Consider the following 12,505-nt stretch of genomic DNA (forward strand, 5'->3'; position numbering starts at 1 on the left):
CTTAACTCAGTAATCCGCCGCAACCCTGCCGGAGATCAACTCGCCGCGCTTACGCACCGCGGTGATGAAGGCCTCCGTGTCGCGGTCGATATCGTCCGGGGTGAGGGAGCTCAGCAGGGACACCGACATGGCGTTGCGGCTGTTGCGGTTCTGGGTCCACTTGCGGACGGTCTTGTTGAAGACATCGAGGTTCACGAGGAACGTGCCCGCGGTGATGCCGTGATCGGCGATCAGGTAGCGCGAGAGGATCGTGGCACCCGAGAACGTGTAGGCCATGGTGGCCGGGGTCTGCTGGTTATAGGCGTTGATGGCCTGGGAAGGGGCTGAGCCCTCCATCACGACGACCATCAGAAGGCCCGTGCAGTTCGGGTTGCAGACGCGCGGGCGCAGCATGATCACATCGCCCTCGTGGCGGATGGCGATGCTCTCCCGGCCCTCCATCTCGATGATCTCGGGGTAGTAGCCCGCGTTGCGCAGGACCGGCGCGAGGGTGCGCGCATCGGTGCTGGGCAGCACCTTCCTCGCTTGAGCGTTCGAGAGGTTCGAGGCATCGGCTGCGCCGATAAGGGATACGGCCAGAGCCGCGGCGGCAGCGATCAAACGAAGCATGGGTGCCCTCCTGCAAGAGAGGGCAAGGTTAAGCGCTTGTGAACTTCACTGCAAGGTCGGAGGTGGGGAACGTTCCGAGCCTATTTCTCCCTGCGGGAGAGATAAGCACCTACCCCTTCTTCGCGGGCTGGGGGCGGGTAAAGACGTACCTCTTCTCGTCCGACAGCTTCGGCTGGAAGCGGTAGCCACCGCCGCGGAAGTCCTTGAGGCCCTCGGGGTGGTCCAGACGCTCATCGACCGCGAAGCGGGCGATCTGGCCCCTCGCCACCTTGGCGAAGAGGCCGAGGGTCTTGAGCTGCTCGTCCTTCTCCTCCTTGAACTGACAGGTGACGACCGGCGCCTTCAGTCCCTTGGCGGCTTTGAAATACTCGTTGGACGCGCAGTTGACGAGGGGTTTTCCGCCCAGCTCTTTGTCCAGGCTCTCCGACAGGCGGCTGCCCCAGAAATCGTAGAGGCTCTCGCCGTGCCCCACCTTCAGCTTGGTGCCCATCTCCAGCCGGTAGGGCTCGATGGCATCGAGGGGGCGCAGCACGCCGTAGAGGCCGGAGAGGATGCGCACCCGCTCCTGCGCCGTATGCAGACCTTCGGCATCGAGAGTACCTGCGTCGAAGCCGCGATAGACATCGCCGTTGAAAGCGAGGATCGCCTGCTTCTTCGACTGCTCGCCGAACGCCTTGTAGCGCTCGGCGTTGAGGGAGGAGAGCTTCTCCGATAGGCCCATGAGCTGGCCGATCTGCCCGGCGGACTTCTTCTTGAGAACGCCCGCGAGCTTCTCGGTCTGGTCCATGAAGCGGGGCTCGGTCGCCTTGAGGCGCCCGTCGGCGGGTTCGAAGTCGAGGTTCTTGGCCGGGGAGAGAACGATCAGCATGGCAGCGGTGTAGCGGGGGTTCCCGCCCCTGGGTAGGCCCAGCGGCTTGCCCTTATGCCGCGCTGGGGCCTAGGCCGTGCGAATGACCGAGCAAGCCTCTGCCGTGACCGCCGACGAGCTCAACGCCTTCTTCGAACAGGGATTCGCGGGGGTGGGGGCACGGCCCCTCGTGACCCTGGCCGAGCGGGGGAGGCTGGTGCTGAGCCTTCGCGCCGATGCCGGCCACCTCAGGCCCGGCGGCTATATCTCAGGGCCGACGCAGATGGCGATGGCGGACCATGCCGCCTATGCGGCGCTTTTCACAGTCACCGGCATCGTGCCCATGGCTTTGACCTCGAACCTCAACATCAACTTCCTCCGCCCCTGCATCGGCGAGGCGGTGCTGGCCGAGGCCGAGGTGCTGAAGGCGGGGAGGGTGTCCGCGGTGATGGAGGTCAGCCTTCGTGCGGAAGGCGCGGAGAAGCCCTCCGCCCACGCCGTGGTCACCTATGTCATGCCGAAGGGCTAGGCCTTGCCGGGGCGCCGCTTGCGGGCGTGCAGCGACATCCAGCGGATCATCTTGCTGCCGGTCCTCGTGAAGAGGAACGGGAAGACCGCGTGGAGGAGGCAGGCGCAGCCGGCCGCGATCATCACCACGCCCATGCGGCCCGCCACTTCAGCGTGCTCGACATAGGTCTCACCCACAGTGTCAGGGTGCTCCTTGAACGGGCGGGTGAGGCTGGTCTCGGCGGCGAAAGACATGGGGTGATCTTAGCACGGCGGCACGGTTCTGGGGAGCCTCTTTGTCGCGCCGCCGCGTCAAACCCGCGCCAGCCGGAACAGGGACAGCGCGAGGCTGTTTTCCCACGGTCTAGCAAGGAAGCCGTTCATGATCGCTCTCACCGCCGCCGCCGTTCTCGCGCTCTCATCCAGCATCGCCCTTCAAGACGGCGCTGCGCCGCTCGAGCAGGAGGTCGTCAGCACCTCTTCCGGCGCGCTGCAGGCTACGCTCTACGACCTGATCGCGCTGAAACACGCGGTACATCAGGAGCACTGGAATATCACCGGCTCGGACTTCTACCAGCTTCACGAGTTCTATGGCGAGCTCTACACCGCGCTTGACGCGCCCATCGACGAGGTCGCCGAGCGGCTGCGAGCGCTGGGCCAACCCGCCGATGGACGACCGGCGGCGGTGGCGCAAAAAAGCGGCGTCAGTGCTCCGCCAGCCGATACCCGCGCCCAGGAGGAAACGCTCCGCGCGCTGGCAGCGGCCTATGACGGGGTGAGAACGCGCCTCTACGAGCGGATCGGCAACACAGGCGGCGACATGCCGACCCAGGACCTGCTGATCGGCACGGCGTTCATGCTGGACAAGCAGGCCTGGATGGTCCGCTCCCACCTTCAGTAGGCCGAAGACCGGGGTGTCGAAAGGGGGCGGAAAGCTTCGCGTTCCGCCCTACTTAGCCTTCAGTTCCAGCCTCGTCCTATGAAGGATCGGCTCGGTGTAGCCGGATGGCTGGTTGGCACCCTCGAAGATCAGCTCGGAGGCGGCGCGGAAAGCCAGCGAACCATCGAAATCAGGCGCCATGGGGCGGTAGCTCGGGTCGCCCGCGTTCTGCTCATCCACCTTGGCGGCCATGCGGCGGAGGGTGTCCTCGACCTGCTCGCGGGTGACGATGCCGTGGGCGAGCCAGTTGGCAGCATGCTGGGAGCTGATGCGGCAGGTGGCGCGGTCTTCCATCAGGCCGACATCGTAGTAGTCCGGCACCTTCGAGCAGCCGACCCCGTGATCCACCCAGCGCACCACATAGCCGAGGATGCCCTGGCAGTTGTTGTCGAGCTCCTCCTGGATATCCTCCGCAGACCACGAAGAGGGATCGCCGAGGGGCACGGTGAGGATGTCGGAGAGGGGCGCACGCGGACGGCTCGCAAGCTCGTCCTGCACGGCGTCCACATCGACCTCGTGATAGTGCAGCGCATGGAGCGTCGCGCCGGTGGGGGAGGGAACCCAGGCGCAGTCGGCGCCCGCTTTCGGGTGGCCCGCCTTCTGGGCGAGCATGTCCTTCATCAGGTCGGGCATAGCCCACATACCCTTGCCGATCTGTGCACGTCCCTTGAAGCCCGCGGCGAGGCCGTTATCGACGTTCCACGCCTCGTAGGCGGTCATGAACGGGGCGGACTTGATCTCCGCCTTGCGCTTGAATGGCCCGGCCTTCATGGCCGTATGGATCTCGTCGCCGGTACGGTCGAGGAAGCCCGTATTGATGAAGATGACCCGGTCTTTGGCCTGGCGGATGCACTCCTTGAGGTTCACCGTGGTGCGGCGTTCCTCGTCCATGATGCCGATCTTAAGGGTCTTGGCGGGCAGGCCAAGGGCTTTCTCGACCTCTTCGAACAGGGTGACGGCGAAGGCGACCTCTTCGGGGCCGTGCATCTTCGGCTTGACGATATAGGTCGATCCGTGGGCGGAGTTGCGCTTGGCGCCGACGTCGTACTTGGCGAGAAGCCCGGTGACGCAGGCATCGAGCATGCCCTCGAAGATATCGTCGCCGTTCGGCAGCTTGACACTGGGGTTGCGCATGAGGTGGCCGACATTGCGGATCAGCATCAGCACGCGGCCCTTGAGGAGCAGCTCCGAGCCGTCCGCGGCGGTGTAGGTGCGGTCCTCGGCGAGGCCGCGCTGTACTGTCTCGCCGCCCTTCTGGAAGGAGGTGGTGAGGTCGCCTTTCAGGAGGCCAAGATAGTTGGCGTAGACCTCGGTCTTGTCCTCGCCGTCCACGGCGGCGACGGAGTCCTCGCAGTCCATGATGGTAGTGATCGCGCTCTCGAGGATCACATCGGCGAGGCCTGACGCATCGTCCTTGCCGATGGGGTGGGAGCGGTCGATCATCAGCTCGGCGTGGAGACCGTTGTTCCGTAGAAGGATGGCAGTCGGCTCGCCCTCCTGACCCTGATAGCCGCGGAACTGATCGGTGTTCTGAAGACCGACGGTCGCGCCGCCGCCCAGCTCGGCTAGGAACTGGCCGCCTTCTACTTTGTAGGCAGAAACGTCGGTGTGGCTCGCGCCCTGGAGGGGGAAGCGTTGGTCGAGAAAATCTTTGGCAAACGCGATGACCTTCCCGCCGCGCACCGGGTTGTAGGCCCCGCCGCGCTCGGCGCCGTCTTCCTCACCGATCACATCCGTGCCGTAGAGCGCATCATAGAGGCTGCCCCAGCGGGCATTAGCGGCGTTCAGCGCATAGCGAGCGTTCTTGATCGGCACCACGAGCTGCGGACCGGAAATCTGCGCGATCTCCGCATCGACGCCCGAGGTCTCGATGGTGAAGTCGCCGCCTTCGGGCACGAGGTAGCCGATCTCGCGCAGGAAGGCCTCCTGCGCCTCGGGACCTTGCGGGCCGTTCTTCTCGTACCAGGCGTCGATCTGCTGCTGCAGGTCCTCGCGCTTCGCCAGCAGCTTCTCATTGGTGGCCGCGTGCGCCTGGGCGATCCGCGCCACAGCATTCCAGAACTCGTCCCCGGTCATCCCCGCACCGGATGCCGCCCCTTCGATAAAATCGTAGAGCGGTTTGGCAATCTCTAGCCCGGCGGCGGAAACGGTATCGGTCATGTGGTGAAGCCCTCTCAAAGCATTTGCTCGCGAGGTAGCGTGCTGCGATGCGAAAGGCAAAATAGCTAGCTTGACAATTAGCTAATTCGCTAATTAGTTTAGGGCATGGATAAAGTGTTCGAAGCCCTCTCCTCGACGCCGAGGCGCAAAATTCTCGCTTATCTGTCTGGATCCGACCTGACGGCGGGGGAGATCGCAGCGCGCTTCGAGATGACCAAGCCTTCCATTTCGCGGCATCTTTCCGTTCTCGAAAATGCAGGTCTCATCGAGGGAACTAAGGAAGGGCAGTTCATGCGTTACAGCTTGGTTCAGGAGAACCTCGTGAACACCCTCAACGGTTTCGTGCAGGAGGTCTGCCCGGTCTCGCGGCCTCTCAAGAAGGAAAGCCGTCAGAAGGGCGACAAATCACAATAGCCGAAGGAGGCGAAGATGGATTGGCGTGAGGGTTCGGAGAGGTTGGTTCCCGCTCCTGGCACGGATGTCTCGAAGGCACAGGTTGCTTGGAAGCCTTCGAAGTCTCTCTGGATAGGGTCGATGACCGCCATCGCACTGGTCTTCGGCCCACTGACCTTCAGCCTAAGTGCCTTCGCGGTTTTCCTCGTACTGACGGGAGTGACGCTTCTTTTCGGTCACTCCCTTGGCCTTCATCGCAAGCTGATCCATGGCAGCTTCCAGTGTCTTCGCTGGCTTGACAGGCTGATGATCTATCTCGGCACCTTGGTGGGGATGGACGGTCCGATCGGCATGATGCGCCAGCATGACATCCGCGACTGGGCACAGCGCGTGCCGGGCTGCCACCCTTATGTTCGCCACGGCTCGCCCATGCTGAAGGACTATTGGTGGCAAGTGCACTGCGATGTCGCCTTTGACGTTCCTCCCGCCTTCGTCCTCGAGCCGGAACGCCGCAGCGACGGCTTTCTGCATGTGATGGAGCGAAGCTGGATGCTGCAACAGCTTCCCTTGGCGGTGCTGCTTTACCTGCTCGGCGGGTGGGGTTTCGTGGTGTGGGGCGTGTGCGCCCGCGTGGCACTCAGCGTGACCGGGCACTGGTATGTGGGGCACCTAGCCCACAATCACGGCCCGAGCCGTTGGCATATCAGGGGAGCGGGTGTGCAGGGGAGGGACGTCCCGCTCCTGGCAGCGCTATCCATGGGTGAGGGCTGGCATGCGAACCACCATGCCTTTCCCGGTTCGGCTCGCCTGGGCTTGGACGACGACCAGCCCGATCCCGGCTGGTGGGCACTGAAGGCGATGCAGCGGGTTGGCCTCGTATGGGGTCTCGTCACGCCCAGCGATCTGGAAGCCCGCAGCACGTTGGTCCGATTGCGAGACCGGCGTTCCGGCTGCGCGGTCGTCCGCCGTGTGCTGAGGGTCGAGGTCTGAAGCTTAGACCCCGTCGAACCGCTCCAGCGCTGCTTCGGCGATCTCCTTGCCCCATTCCTGAACGAAGTGGCCGCCTTCCTCAATGATCATGGGTTCGGGGCAGCCTTTGATCTCTGCTCGGAGCGCTTCCATGGCTTGGACGCCCAGCACGGGGTCGGCGGCGCCGATGGCCATGAAGCTCTTCCCGTCCCACTCGTTCCAGAACCCTACCGCGCGGCGGCCTATCGCGTAGCCGTCCTGCGCCTCGGAGAAGGGGACGAGGCGGGGGAAGACGATGGCGCCCGCCTTGGACCTCTTGTCGGGGAAGGGGGCGTCATAGGCCGCGATCTCCGCCTCGGTCAGCTTCTGGCCCGCGCCCATATTGACGATGTGCCCCACCGGCATGTCGTCCGTACGCTGTGAGATAGCGTGCCACTTGCCGAAGCCCGTCTTACGCTGGTCCTCGGGGCGGGCGAGGTCCTCGGCGACGATGCTGGAGCCCGGCTCCAGCGGCAGCGAGGTGTTCATCACCAGAAGCCGCCGCCACCGCTCCGGCTCCTCCATCGGCAGGGTCAGGCCCAGAACGCCGCCCCAGTCCTGGCAGACCAGGGTGATGTTCTGAAGGTTCAGCTTACGGATCAGTGCCAGAAGCGAGCCGCGATGGAAGCTGTAGGTGTAGTCCTCCTGGCGGATCGGCTTGTCGGAGCGGCCGAAGCCGTAGAGGTCGGGCGCCACGACCCTGCCGCCCGCTTTGAGGAACACCGGGATCATGTGGCGGTAGAGGAAGGACCAGCTCGGCTCGCCGTGCAGGCACAGAAAGACCGGCGCGGTGCGTGGCCCCTCGTCGATAAAGGCCATGCGCAGGCCTTCATAGCCTTCGAGGTCCTCGGCATAGCGGGGCTCGTAGGGGAAGTCCGGCAGGTTCCGAAAGCGGCTGTCCGGTGTACGCAGGGCTTCGGGCGGCATGGCGTGGCTCCTGTCCTTGATCGGCCCGGAGGGTAGCCGCTGGACCGGCACGCGGCTACAGCCATCCGCATGACGCCGCGCCGCATCATTCTCCAGCTCCTCGCCGAACGCGGAGAGGGGAAGAGCATCTGCCCCTCCGAAGCGGCCCGCGCGCTCGCGCCTGAGGACTGGAGGCCGCTGATGGACGAGGTGCGGGCGGCCGGGCGTATGCTGGCCGAAGAGGGCAGGATCGAGGTCACCCAGGGCGGCGAGCCGGTCGATCCGATCAGCGCGAGGGGGCCGGTGCGCTACCGGTCGAGGGGGGAACGATGACCGATCTCGTCAAGGCCGAAGCCCTGCTGCGCGAGGCGGCGGAGACCTTCATCATGCCGCGCTGGCGCAGCCTCTCGGAGGGGGAAGTGGAGGAGAAGTCCGGGCCGCAGGACCTCGTCACCGTGGCCGACCGGGAGGCGGAGCTGTTCCTGACCCGCGCGCTCGAGGACCTCTTGCCGGGCTCCAAGGTCATCGGCGAGGAAGCGGTGAGCGCAGGTACTGTTTCCGCCGCGGCCCTGGCCGGTGAGGGAACGTTCTGGCTGGTGGATCCGGTGGACGGCACGAACAACTTCGTACACGGCTCGGACCGGTTCGGCGTGATGGCGGCGCTGGTCCGTGATCAGAAGGTCCGGGCGGGGCTCATCTACCTGCCGGTGGATGGCCGCTGCGCGGTCGCGGAGGAGGGGAGCGGCGCCTTCTTTGGCGGCGAGAGGCTCCGGTGCGGCGGGACGAAGCCTTTCTCGGAAGCCTCGGGCGATTTCTCCCGCACCTATGTGGAGGAGCCCTACCGCAGCACCTTCGACCTCGCGACCAGAAAGGGCCGGGAGACGAGGCAGGGACGGTGCTCCGCCTACGCCTACACCGATACGGCGCGCGGGATCATCGACTACGTGATCCAATACATCATGACCCCCTGGGACCATGCGCCGGGGCAGATCATTGTCGAGGAGGCAGGCGGACGGTTCGGGTTCCTGCCGGATGGCGAGGCCTACACGCCGGTAGCTAGGGAACCACGGCCGATGCTGGTGACGGGGCGTGCGGGTGACTGGGAGGGGTATGCGGAGGTGTTGGGGGAGGTTTGAACTCTCTCAAACCTCACCCTCGACCCGAAGCTCGCCCACGAACTCTTTCACCGCTTCGTCGATGCGGCGCCATTCGGGTAGGTAGACTTCCTTGAAGATGTACCGTACCCAGACTTCCTCGGTGACATCGTAGATGCGGAAGCAGTCGGCGGGGACGAGTTCCTCGTCGTCGTAGTCGTAGCAGAAGATGACCGCTTCCTCGCCGCCCTCCGTCGTGCCGGTATACATCACACGGTTCTCGTAGCCCGCGCCGGGGGTCAGGCTCGAGCCCTTGCCGAACTCGTAGCGGGTGAGCCCGTTCTCGGCCGGAACGCCGCCCGCGCTCGTCGTATGCTGCTTGTAGAGGATCTCGAGGCGCTGCTTCTCGTCGAAGGGTGTGTTGTTCTCCTCGATCAGCACGTCGATCCGCCGCGAGTTGGGGCGGTTCTCCATGAAATCCTGCTTGCGGGAAGTAGTGTAGCCGTCCATGCGCGGCCAGGCTGCGTAGAGCGCCAGCGTGTCGCGCGCGCCGGGGCGGCGGTCCTTGGGGAAGACCGTGTGGTTGGCCGGAACCTCGAACTGGAGCCCGCCGACGGAGAGCACCACGGCATCGTCCGACAGGCTCGGCCTTGGCACGTCGCCGGCGAGCTCGTCAGGGCTCGGGCCGAGATAGTAGAAGAGCACGAAGCCCGACAGGACGAGGGTGAAGAAGAAGATGAGGAGCGGGTAGCGCCACCCTGATTCCTCGCGAACCTCCTCGCCGCCCATGGTCTGGCTGCTCTGCCGTCTCGCCATATCTCCAAAGCCCCTGAACTGCCTTTTCCGGAGGGTTCTAACCAAGAATGCCTTGCTTGTCCCCTTACGGCTGTCAGAGATCGGCGGGGACAAGTTTCAGGAGCCTTCCATGACCGACCTCACCCTCGTCATCGGCAACAAGAACCTCTCCTCCTGGTCGCTCAGGCCATGGCTTCTGATGAAGGTTCTGGAGGTGCCGTTCCGTGAGAAGCTGATCCGTTTGGATCAGCCGGGAAGCCGCGAGGAGCTTCTGAAGCACTCCCCCTCGGGCCTCGTGCCCTATCTCTCCTGGGGGGAGGGCGGCATCGGCGACAGCCTGGCCATCGCCGAGACGGTGGCTGACTTCTATCCCGAGAAAGGTATTTGGCCGGAGGACCTTAAGGCCCGCGCGTGTGCCCGCTTCGCTGTGGCCGAGATGCATGCGGGGTTCGGTCAGCTTCGCGGCACCTGGCCGATGGACATGATCCGCGAGCACAAGGGGCTCTCCTGCCCGCCGGGGGTGGCCAAGGACCTTCGCCGTATCGCCGCGATCTGGGACGAGGCGCTCAGCCGCTCGGGCGGGCCGTTCCTCTTCGGGGGCTTTACCGCGGCGGATGCGTTCTACGCGCCGGTGGTCTCGCGCATCAGGACCTATGGCCCGGTGAAGGCCATGGCGCCGTATCAGGAGTACATGGATGCGGTCTGGAGCCTGCCCGCGATGGAGGAGTGGCGCGAGGGGGCGAGGGAGGAGGAGCGGCTCGGTTGGTATGAGTGAAGCGCCGCCGTCATCCCGGAAGCCGAAGGCTATCCGGGATCCATGGCCTACGGTCAGGTTTCTTTCCAACAGTTGTTCTGCGTAGCCCGAAAACGGTCCATGGGTCCCGGATAAGCGCGACGCGCTTTCCGGGATGACGGCGGCTAGATCTGCTCCACCATCTTAGCGACCAGCGGGTGCCTAACGATGTCGCCCCGTTCGAAGCGTGTGACGCCGATCTCCTCCACCGCCTCGAGCTTGTCGGCGATCTCGGCCAGCCCCGACATGCCGGGCAGGAGGTCCGACTGGTCCGGGTCGCCCGTCACCACCATGGTGGAGTGCCAGCCGAGCCGCGTCAGCAGCATCTTGAGCTGCGCATAGGTGCAGTTCTGCGCCTCGTCGATGACCACGAAGGCGTTGTTCAGCGTACGGCCTCGCATGAAGGCGATGGGCGCCACCTCGATCACGCCCTCACCCATAAGCTGCCTGACCCTCTTGGCACTGAGCCGCTCGGTCAGCACGTCGTAGAGGGGGCGGAGATAGGGGGAGAGCTTCTCCTCCATGTCGCCGGGCAGGAAGCCCAGGCTCTCGCCAGCCTCCACGGCGGGGCGGGAGAGGACGATGCGCCCGATCTTCCCGGCCTCCAGCGCTTCGACCGCCTTGGCGACCGCGACATAGGTCTTGCCGGTCCCGGCGGGGCCTAGGGCGAAGACGACATTGTGCTCGTCGAGCTGGGTGAAAAGCTGGCCTTGCGTTTCGTTCTGCGGTCTGAGGTTCTTCTTGTAGCTGCGGTCGCGGGGCGCTTCGGGCACGCCTTCGATCGGTGACCATCCGTCCTCGAAGAGGGGCCGGACATTGTCCTCCATGGCTCTGCGGTCCTGCTGTCCTTGTGTACCCGATCTCTTGACCAGTTTCTTTGCGGATCGACGAGCCATGACGCATCTCCTTTACGGTGCGGCTACTGAAAGCTTGGGCGGGGGGTGAGGGGTGCCCGCTGCGCTCCTTGCGCTGGGGGCAGATCGCCTGGGTGTACGCGGCGTTGTCCTCATGGGTCACAGTGAGACCTGATTCGCGCGCAAACGAAGTGAAGAAATCGCGACGGCCTTTTCGCTCGGGGCAAACCTGCCTTGCTGCGATGGGCGCTTGCGGCCCTCGCCGATGGGCTCGAAAGTGCGCGGATGAGCACCGAAACACAGCGCTATTCGAGCGTCGCCAAGGCGCTGCACTGGCTGATCGCCGTGATGATCATCGTGCAGATTCCCACCGGGTTCATCATGCACAACCTCGCCTTCTCCGAGACGAAATACACGATGTACCAGCTCCATAAGAGCTTCGGGCTGATCGTGCTGACACTCTCGCTGCTTCGCCTCGGCTGGCGGCTGACGCACAAGGCGCCTGCATTGCCGGACCATATGAAGCCTTGGGAGAGGGTGCTGGCGCGGATCACCCATGTGGGGTTCTACGCCCTCATCATCGGTATCCCGCTCACCGGCTGGCTCATGGTGTCGGCCTCGCCGCTGGGGATCGACACGAAGATCTTCTACGTGATCCCCGTGCCCCACTGGCCCGTGCCGGTGGGCGAGGCGGCGGAGAGCTTCTGGATCGAGACCCATGAAGTGCTCGCCAAGATCACCATCGGGCTTCTGGTCCTGCATGTGGGCGGGGCGCTGAAGCACCATTTCGTCGACAAGGACAGCGTCCTGCTGCGCATGGTGCCGAGCGCCCTGCATAGCAAGCTGCGCCGTGATAGTAGCCCTAAGGAGGCTCACTGATGTTCCGTTCCCTTCTCATTGCGTCTAGCGCTCTCGTTCTCGTCTCCTGCGGAAGCGGAGAAGAGGCGGCGGAAGCGCCCGCTACCGAGCTGAGCGAGGCAGAGCTGGCGACGGCCGGCCTGTCCGGTGCGCCGAACTGGGAGATCGACCGGGGGGCCTCCAGGATAGGCTTCCGCGCGACCCAGAACGGCAACAGCTTCGAGGGCAGCTTCGGCCGCTGGAACGCAGGCATCATCCTGAATCCCGAAGCGCCGGAGGAGGAGGGCGAGATCGAGGCGGTGATCGACCTGTCCTCTGCCGATGCAGGCACTTCCGAACGCAACGAAGCGCTGCCGCAGGAGGGGTGGTTCAATGCGGCGGTACACCCCACCGCGACGTTCCGCTCCGCCGATATCAGCTCGACAGGCGAAGGCAGCTATGTCGCCGACGGTACACTGACGATCAAGGGCGTGAACCGCGATGTGTCGATGCCGTTCACGCTGACGATCGACGAAGCTGGAAGGGCGGTCGCTGACGGCAGCGTCATGCTCAACCGATCCGACTTCGGCATCGGCCAGGGCGAGTTCGAGGACGACCGCTGGGTCGGCTATGAGGTCGAGGTGCTGCTCCATATGGAGGCTACGCCTGCGGGGTAAGCCGCGCAGCACCAAGGACCGCCCGTAGGCGGCTGCGTAGGGTGGAGGCTGGAGCGGATGGGTCATCGTCGCTTCAGTTGCATAG

At 64.8% G+C, this 12,505-nt stretch carries 16 protein-coding genes; 9 read left to right on the plus strand and 7 right to left on the minus strand.

Annotation, left to right across the window (positions count from 1 at the left end):
* Positions 1 to 6: 6 nt before the first annotated feature.
* The gene (locus tag NOG11_RS08160) at positions 7 to 609 is read right to left on the minus strand and encodes a type III secretion system chaperone family protein (RefSeq protein WP_256619235.1); all 603 of its coding nucleotides are present in this window, start codon (positions 607 to 609) and stop codon (positions 7 to 9) included.
* A 109-nt stretch (positions 610 to 718) separates the two neighbouring features.
* Positions 719 to 1,477: a peroxide stress protein YaaA gene (gene yaaA / locus NOG11_RS08165; protein ID WP_256619236.1), complete on the minus strand. Its 759-nt coding sequence runs from the start codon at positions 1,475 to 1,477 to the stop codon at positions 719 to 721.
* A gap of 82 nt (positions 1,478 to 1,559) precedes the next feature.
* Here yaaA and NOG11_RS08170 point away from each other — a divergent pair, with 82 nt between their 5' ends.
* The gene (locus NOG11_RS08170) at positions 1,560 to 1,985 is read left to right on the plus strand and encodes a PaaI family thioesterase (protein WP_256619238.1); all 426 of its coding nucleotides are present in this window, start codon (positions 1,560 to 1,562) and stop codon (positions 1,983 to 1,985) included.
* Here NOG11_RS08170 and NOG11_RS08175 read toward each other — a convergent pair.
* A complete protein-coding gene (locus NOG11_RS08175; RefSeq protein WP_256619240.1) occupies positions 1,982 to 2,218 on the minus strand; it encodes a DUF6356 family protein in 237 nt (78 codons plus the stop codon). The genes NOG11_RS08170 and NOG11_RS08175 overlap by 4 nt on opposite strands.
* Positions 2,219 to 2,345: 127 nt before the next feature.
* Between NOG11_RS08175 and NOG11_RS08180 the strand changes: the two genes are divergently transcribed.
* Positions 2,346 to 2,864, plus strand: coding sequence for a Dps family protein (locus NOG11_RS08180; RefSeq protein WP_256619242.1), 519 nt, complete (start codon positions 2,346 to 2,348; stop codon positions 2,862 to 2,864).
* Positions 2,865 to 2,912: 48 nt separating this feature from the next.
* Here the strand turns inward: NOG11_RS08180 and NOG11_RS08185 are convergent, their stop codons facing one another.
* A complete protein-coding gene (locus NOG11_RS08185; RefSeq protein ID WP_256619244.1) occupies positions 2,913 to 5,063 on the minus strand; it encodes a malate synthase G in 2,151 nt (716 codons plus the stop codon).
* A gap of 105 nt (positions 5,064 to 5,168) precedes the next feature.
* On the opposite strand from NOG11_RS08185, the gene NOG11_RS08190 reads away from it, so the two are divergent.
* Positions 5,169 to 5,477 (plus strand): metalloregulator ArsR/SmtB family transcription factor, encoded by a 309-nt coding sequence (locus NOG11_RS08190; protein ID WP_256619246.1) that lies wholly within the window; start codon positions 5,169 to 5,171, stop codon positions 5,475 to 5,477.
* A gap of 120 nt (positions 5,478 to 5,597) precedes the next feature.
* Positions 5,598 to 6,446 carry a fatty acid desaturase gene (locus NOG11_RS08195; protein ID WP_256619247.1) on the plus strand — a complete coding sequence of 283 codons (849 nt, stop codon included), beginning with the start codon at positions 5,598 to 5,600 and terminating at the stop codon, positions 6,444 to 6,446.
* A 3-nt stretch (positions 6,447 to 6,449) separates the two neighbouring features.
* Here NOG11_RS08195 and NOG11_RS08200 read toward each other — a convergent pair whose 3' ends face one another.
* A complete protein-coding gene (locus tag NOG11_RS08200; RefSeq protein WP_256619249.1) occupies positions 6,450 to 7,391 on the minus strand; it encodes a haloalkane dehalogenase in 942 nt (313 codons plus the stop codon).
* Positions 7,392 to 7,460: 69 nt separating this feature from the next.
* Here NOG11_RS08200 and NOG11_RS08205 point away from each other — a divergent pair, with 69 nt between their 5' ends.
* On the plus strand, positions 7,461 to 7,703 hold the full coding sequence (locus tag NOG11_RS08205) for a DUF3253 domain-containing protein (protein ID WP_256619251.1): 243 nt from the start codon (positions 7,461 to 7,463) through the stop codon (positions 7,701 to 7,703).
* A complete protein-coding gene (locus NOG11_RS08210; RefSeq protein ID WP_256619252.1) occupies positions 7,700 to 8,506 on the plus strand; it encodes an inositol monophosphatase family protein in 807 nt (268 codons plus the stop codon). The genes NOG11_RS08205 and NOG11_RS08210 overlap by 4 nt, the downstream gene beginning before the upstream one ends.
* A gap of 6 nt (positions 8,507 to 8,512) precedes the next feature.
* On the opposite strand, the gene NOG11_RS08215 is transcribed toward NOG11_RS08210, so the two are convergent.
* The gene (locus NOG11_RS08215) at positions 8,513 to 9,280 is read right to left on the minus strand and encodes a hypothetical protein (RefSeq protein WP_256619253.1); all 768 of its coding nucleotides are present in this window, start codon (positions 9,278 to 9,280) and stop codon (positions 8,513 to 8,515) included.
* Between the two features lie 109 nt (positions 9,281 to 9,389).
* On the opposite strand from NOG11_RS08215, the gene NOG11_RS08220 reads away from it, so the two are divergent.
* On the plus strand, positions 9,390 to 10,034 hold the full coding sequence (locus NOG11_RS08220) for a glutathione S-transferase family protein (RefSeq protein WP_256619255.1): 645 nt from the start codon (positions 9,390 to 9,392) through the stop codon (positions 10,032 to 10,034).
* 143 nt (positions 10,035 to 10,177) lie between these two features.
* Here NOG11_RS08220 and NOG11_RS08225 read toward each other — a convergent pair whose 3' ends face one another.
* Positions 10,178 to 10,948, minus strand: coding sequence for a PhoH family protein (locus NOG11_RS08225; protein ID WP_256619257.1), 771 nt, complete (start codon positions 10,946 to 10,948; stop codon positions 10,178 to 10,180).
* Between the two features lie 243 nt (positions 10,949 to 11,191).
* Between NOG11_RS08225 and NOG11_RS08230 the strand changes: the two genes are divergently transcribed.
* Positions 11,192 to 11,785 carry a cytochrome b gene (locus NOG11_RS08230; protein WP_256619259.1) on the plus strand — a complete coding sequence of 198 codons (594 nt, stop codon included), beginning with the start codon at positions 11,192 to 11,194 and terminating at the stop codon, positions 11,783 to 11,785.
* On the plus strand, positions 11,785 to 12,420 hold the full coding sequence (locus NOG11_RS08235) for a YceI family protein (protein ID WP_256619261.1): 636 nt from the start codon (positions 11,785 to 11,787) through the stop codon (positions 12,418 to 12,420). Before NOG11_RS08230 ends, NOG11_RS08235 begins: the two co-directional genes overlap by 1 nt.
* Positions 12,421 to 12,505 lie beyond the last annotated feature (85 nt).

Source organism: Parvularcula maris (assembly GCF_024505085.1).
GTDB classification, from domain to species: Bacteria; Pseudomonadota; Alphaproteobacteria; order Caulobacterales; family Parvularculaceae; genus Parvularcula; species Parvularcula maris.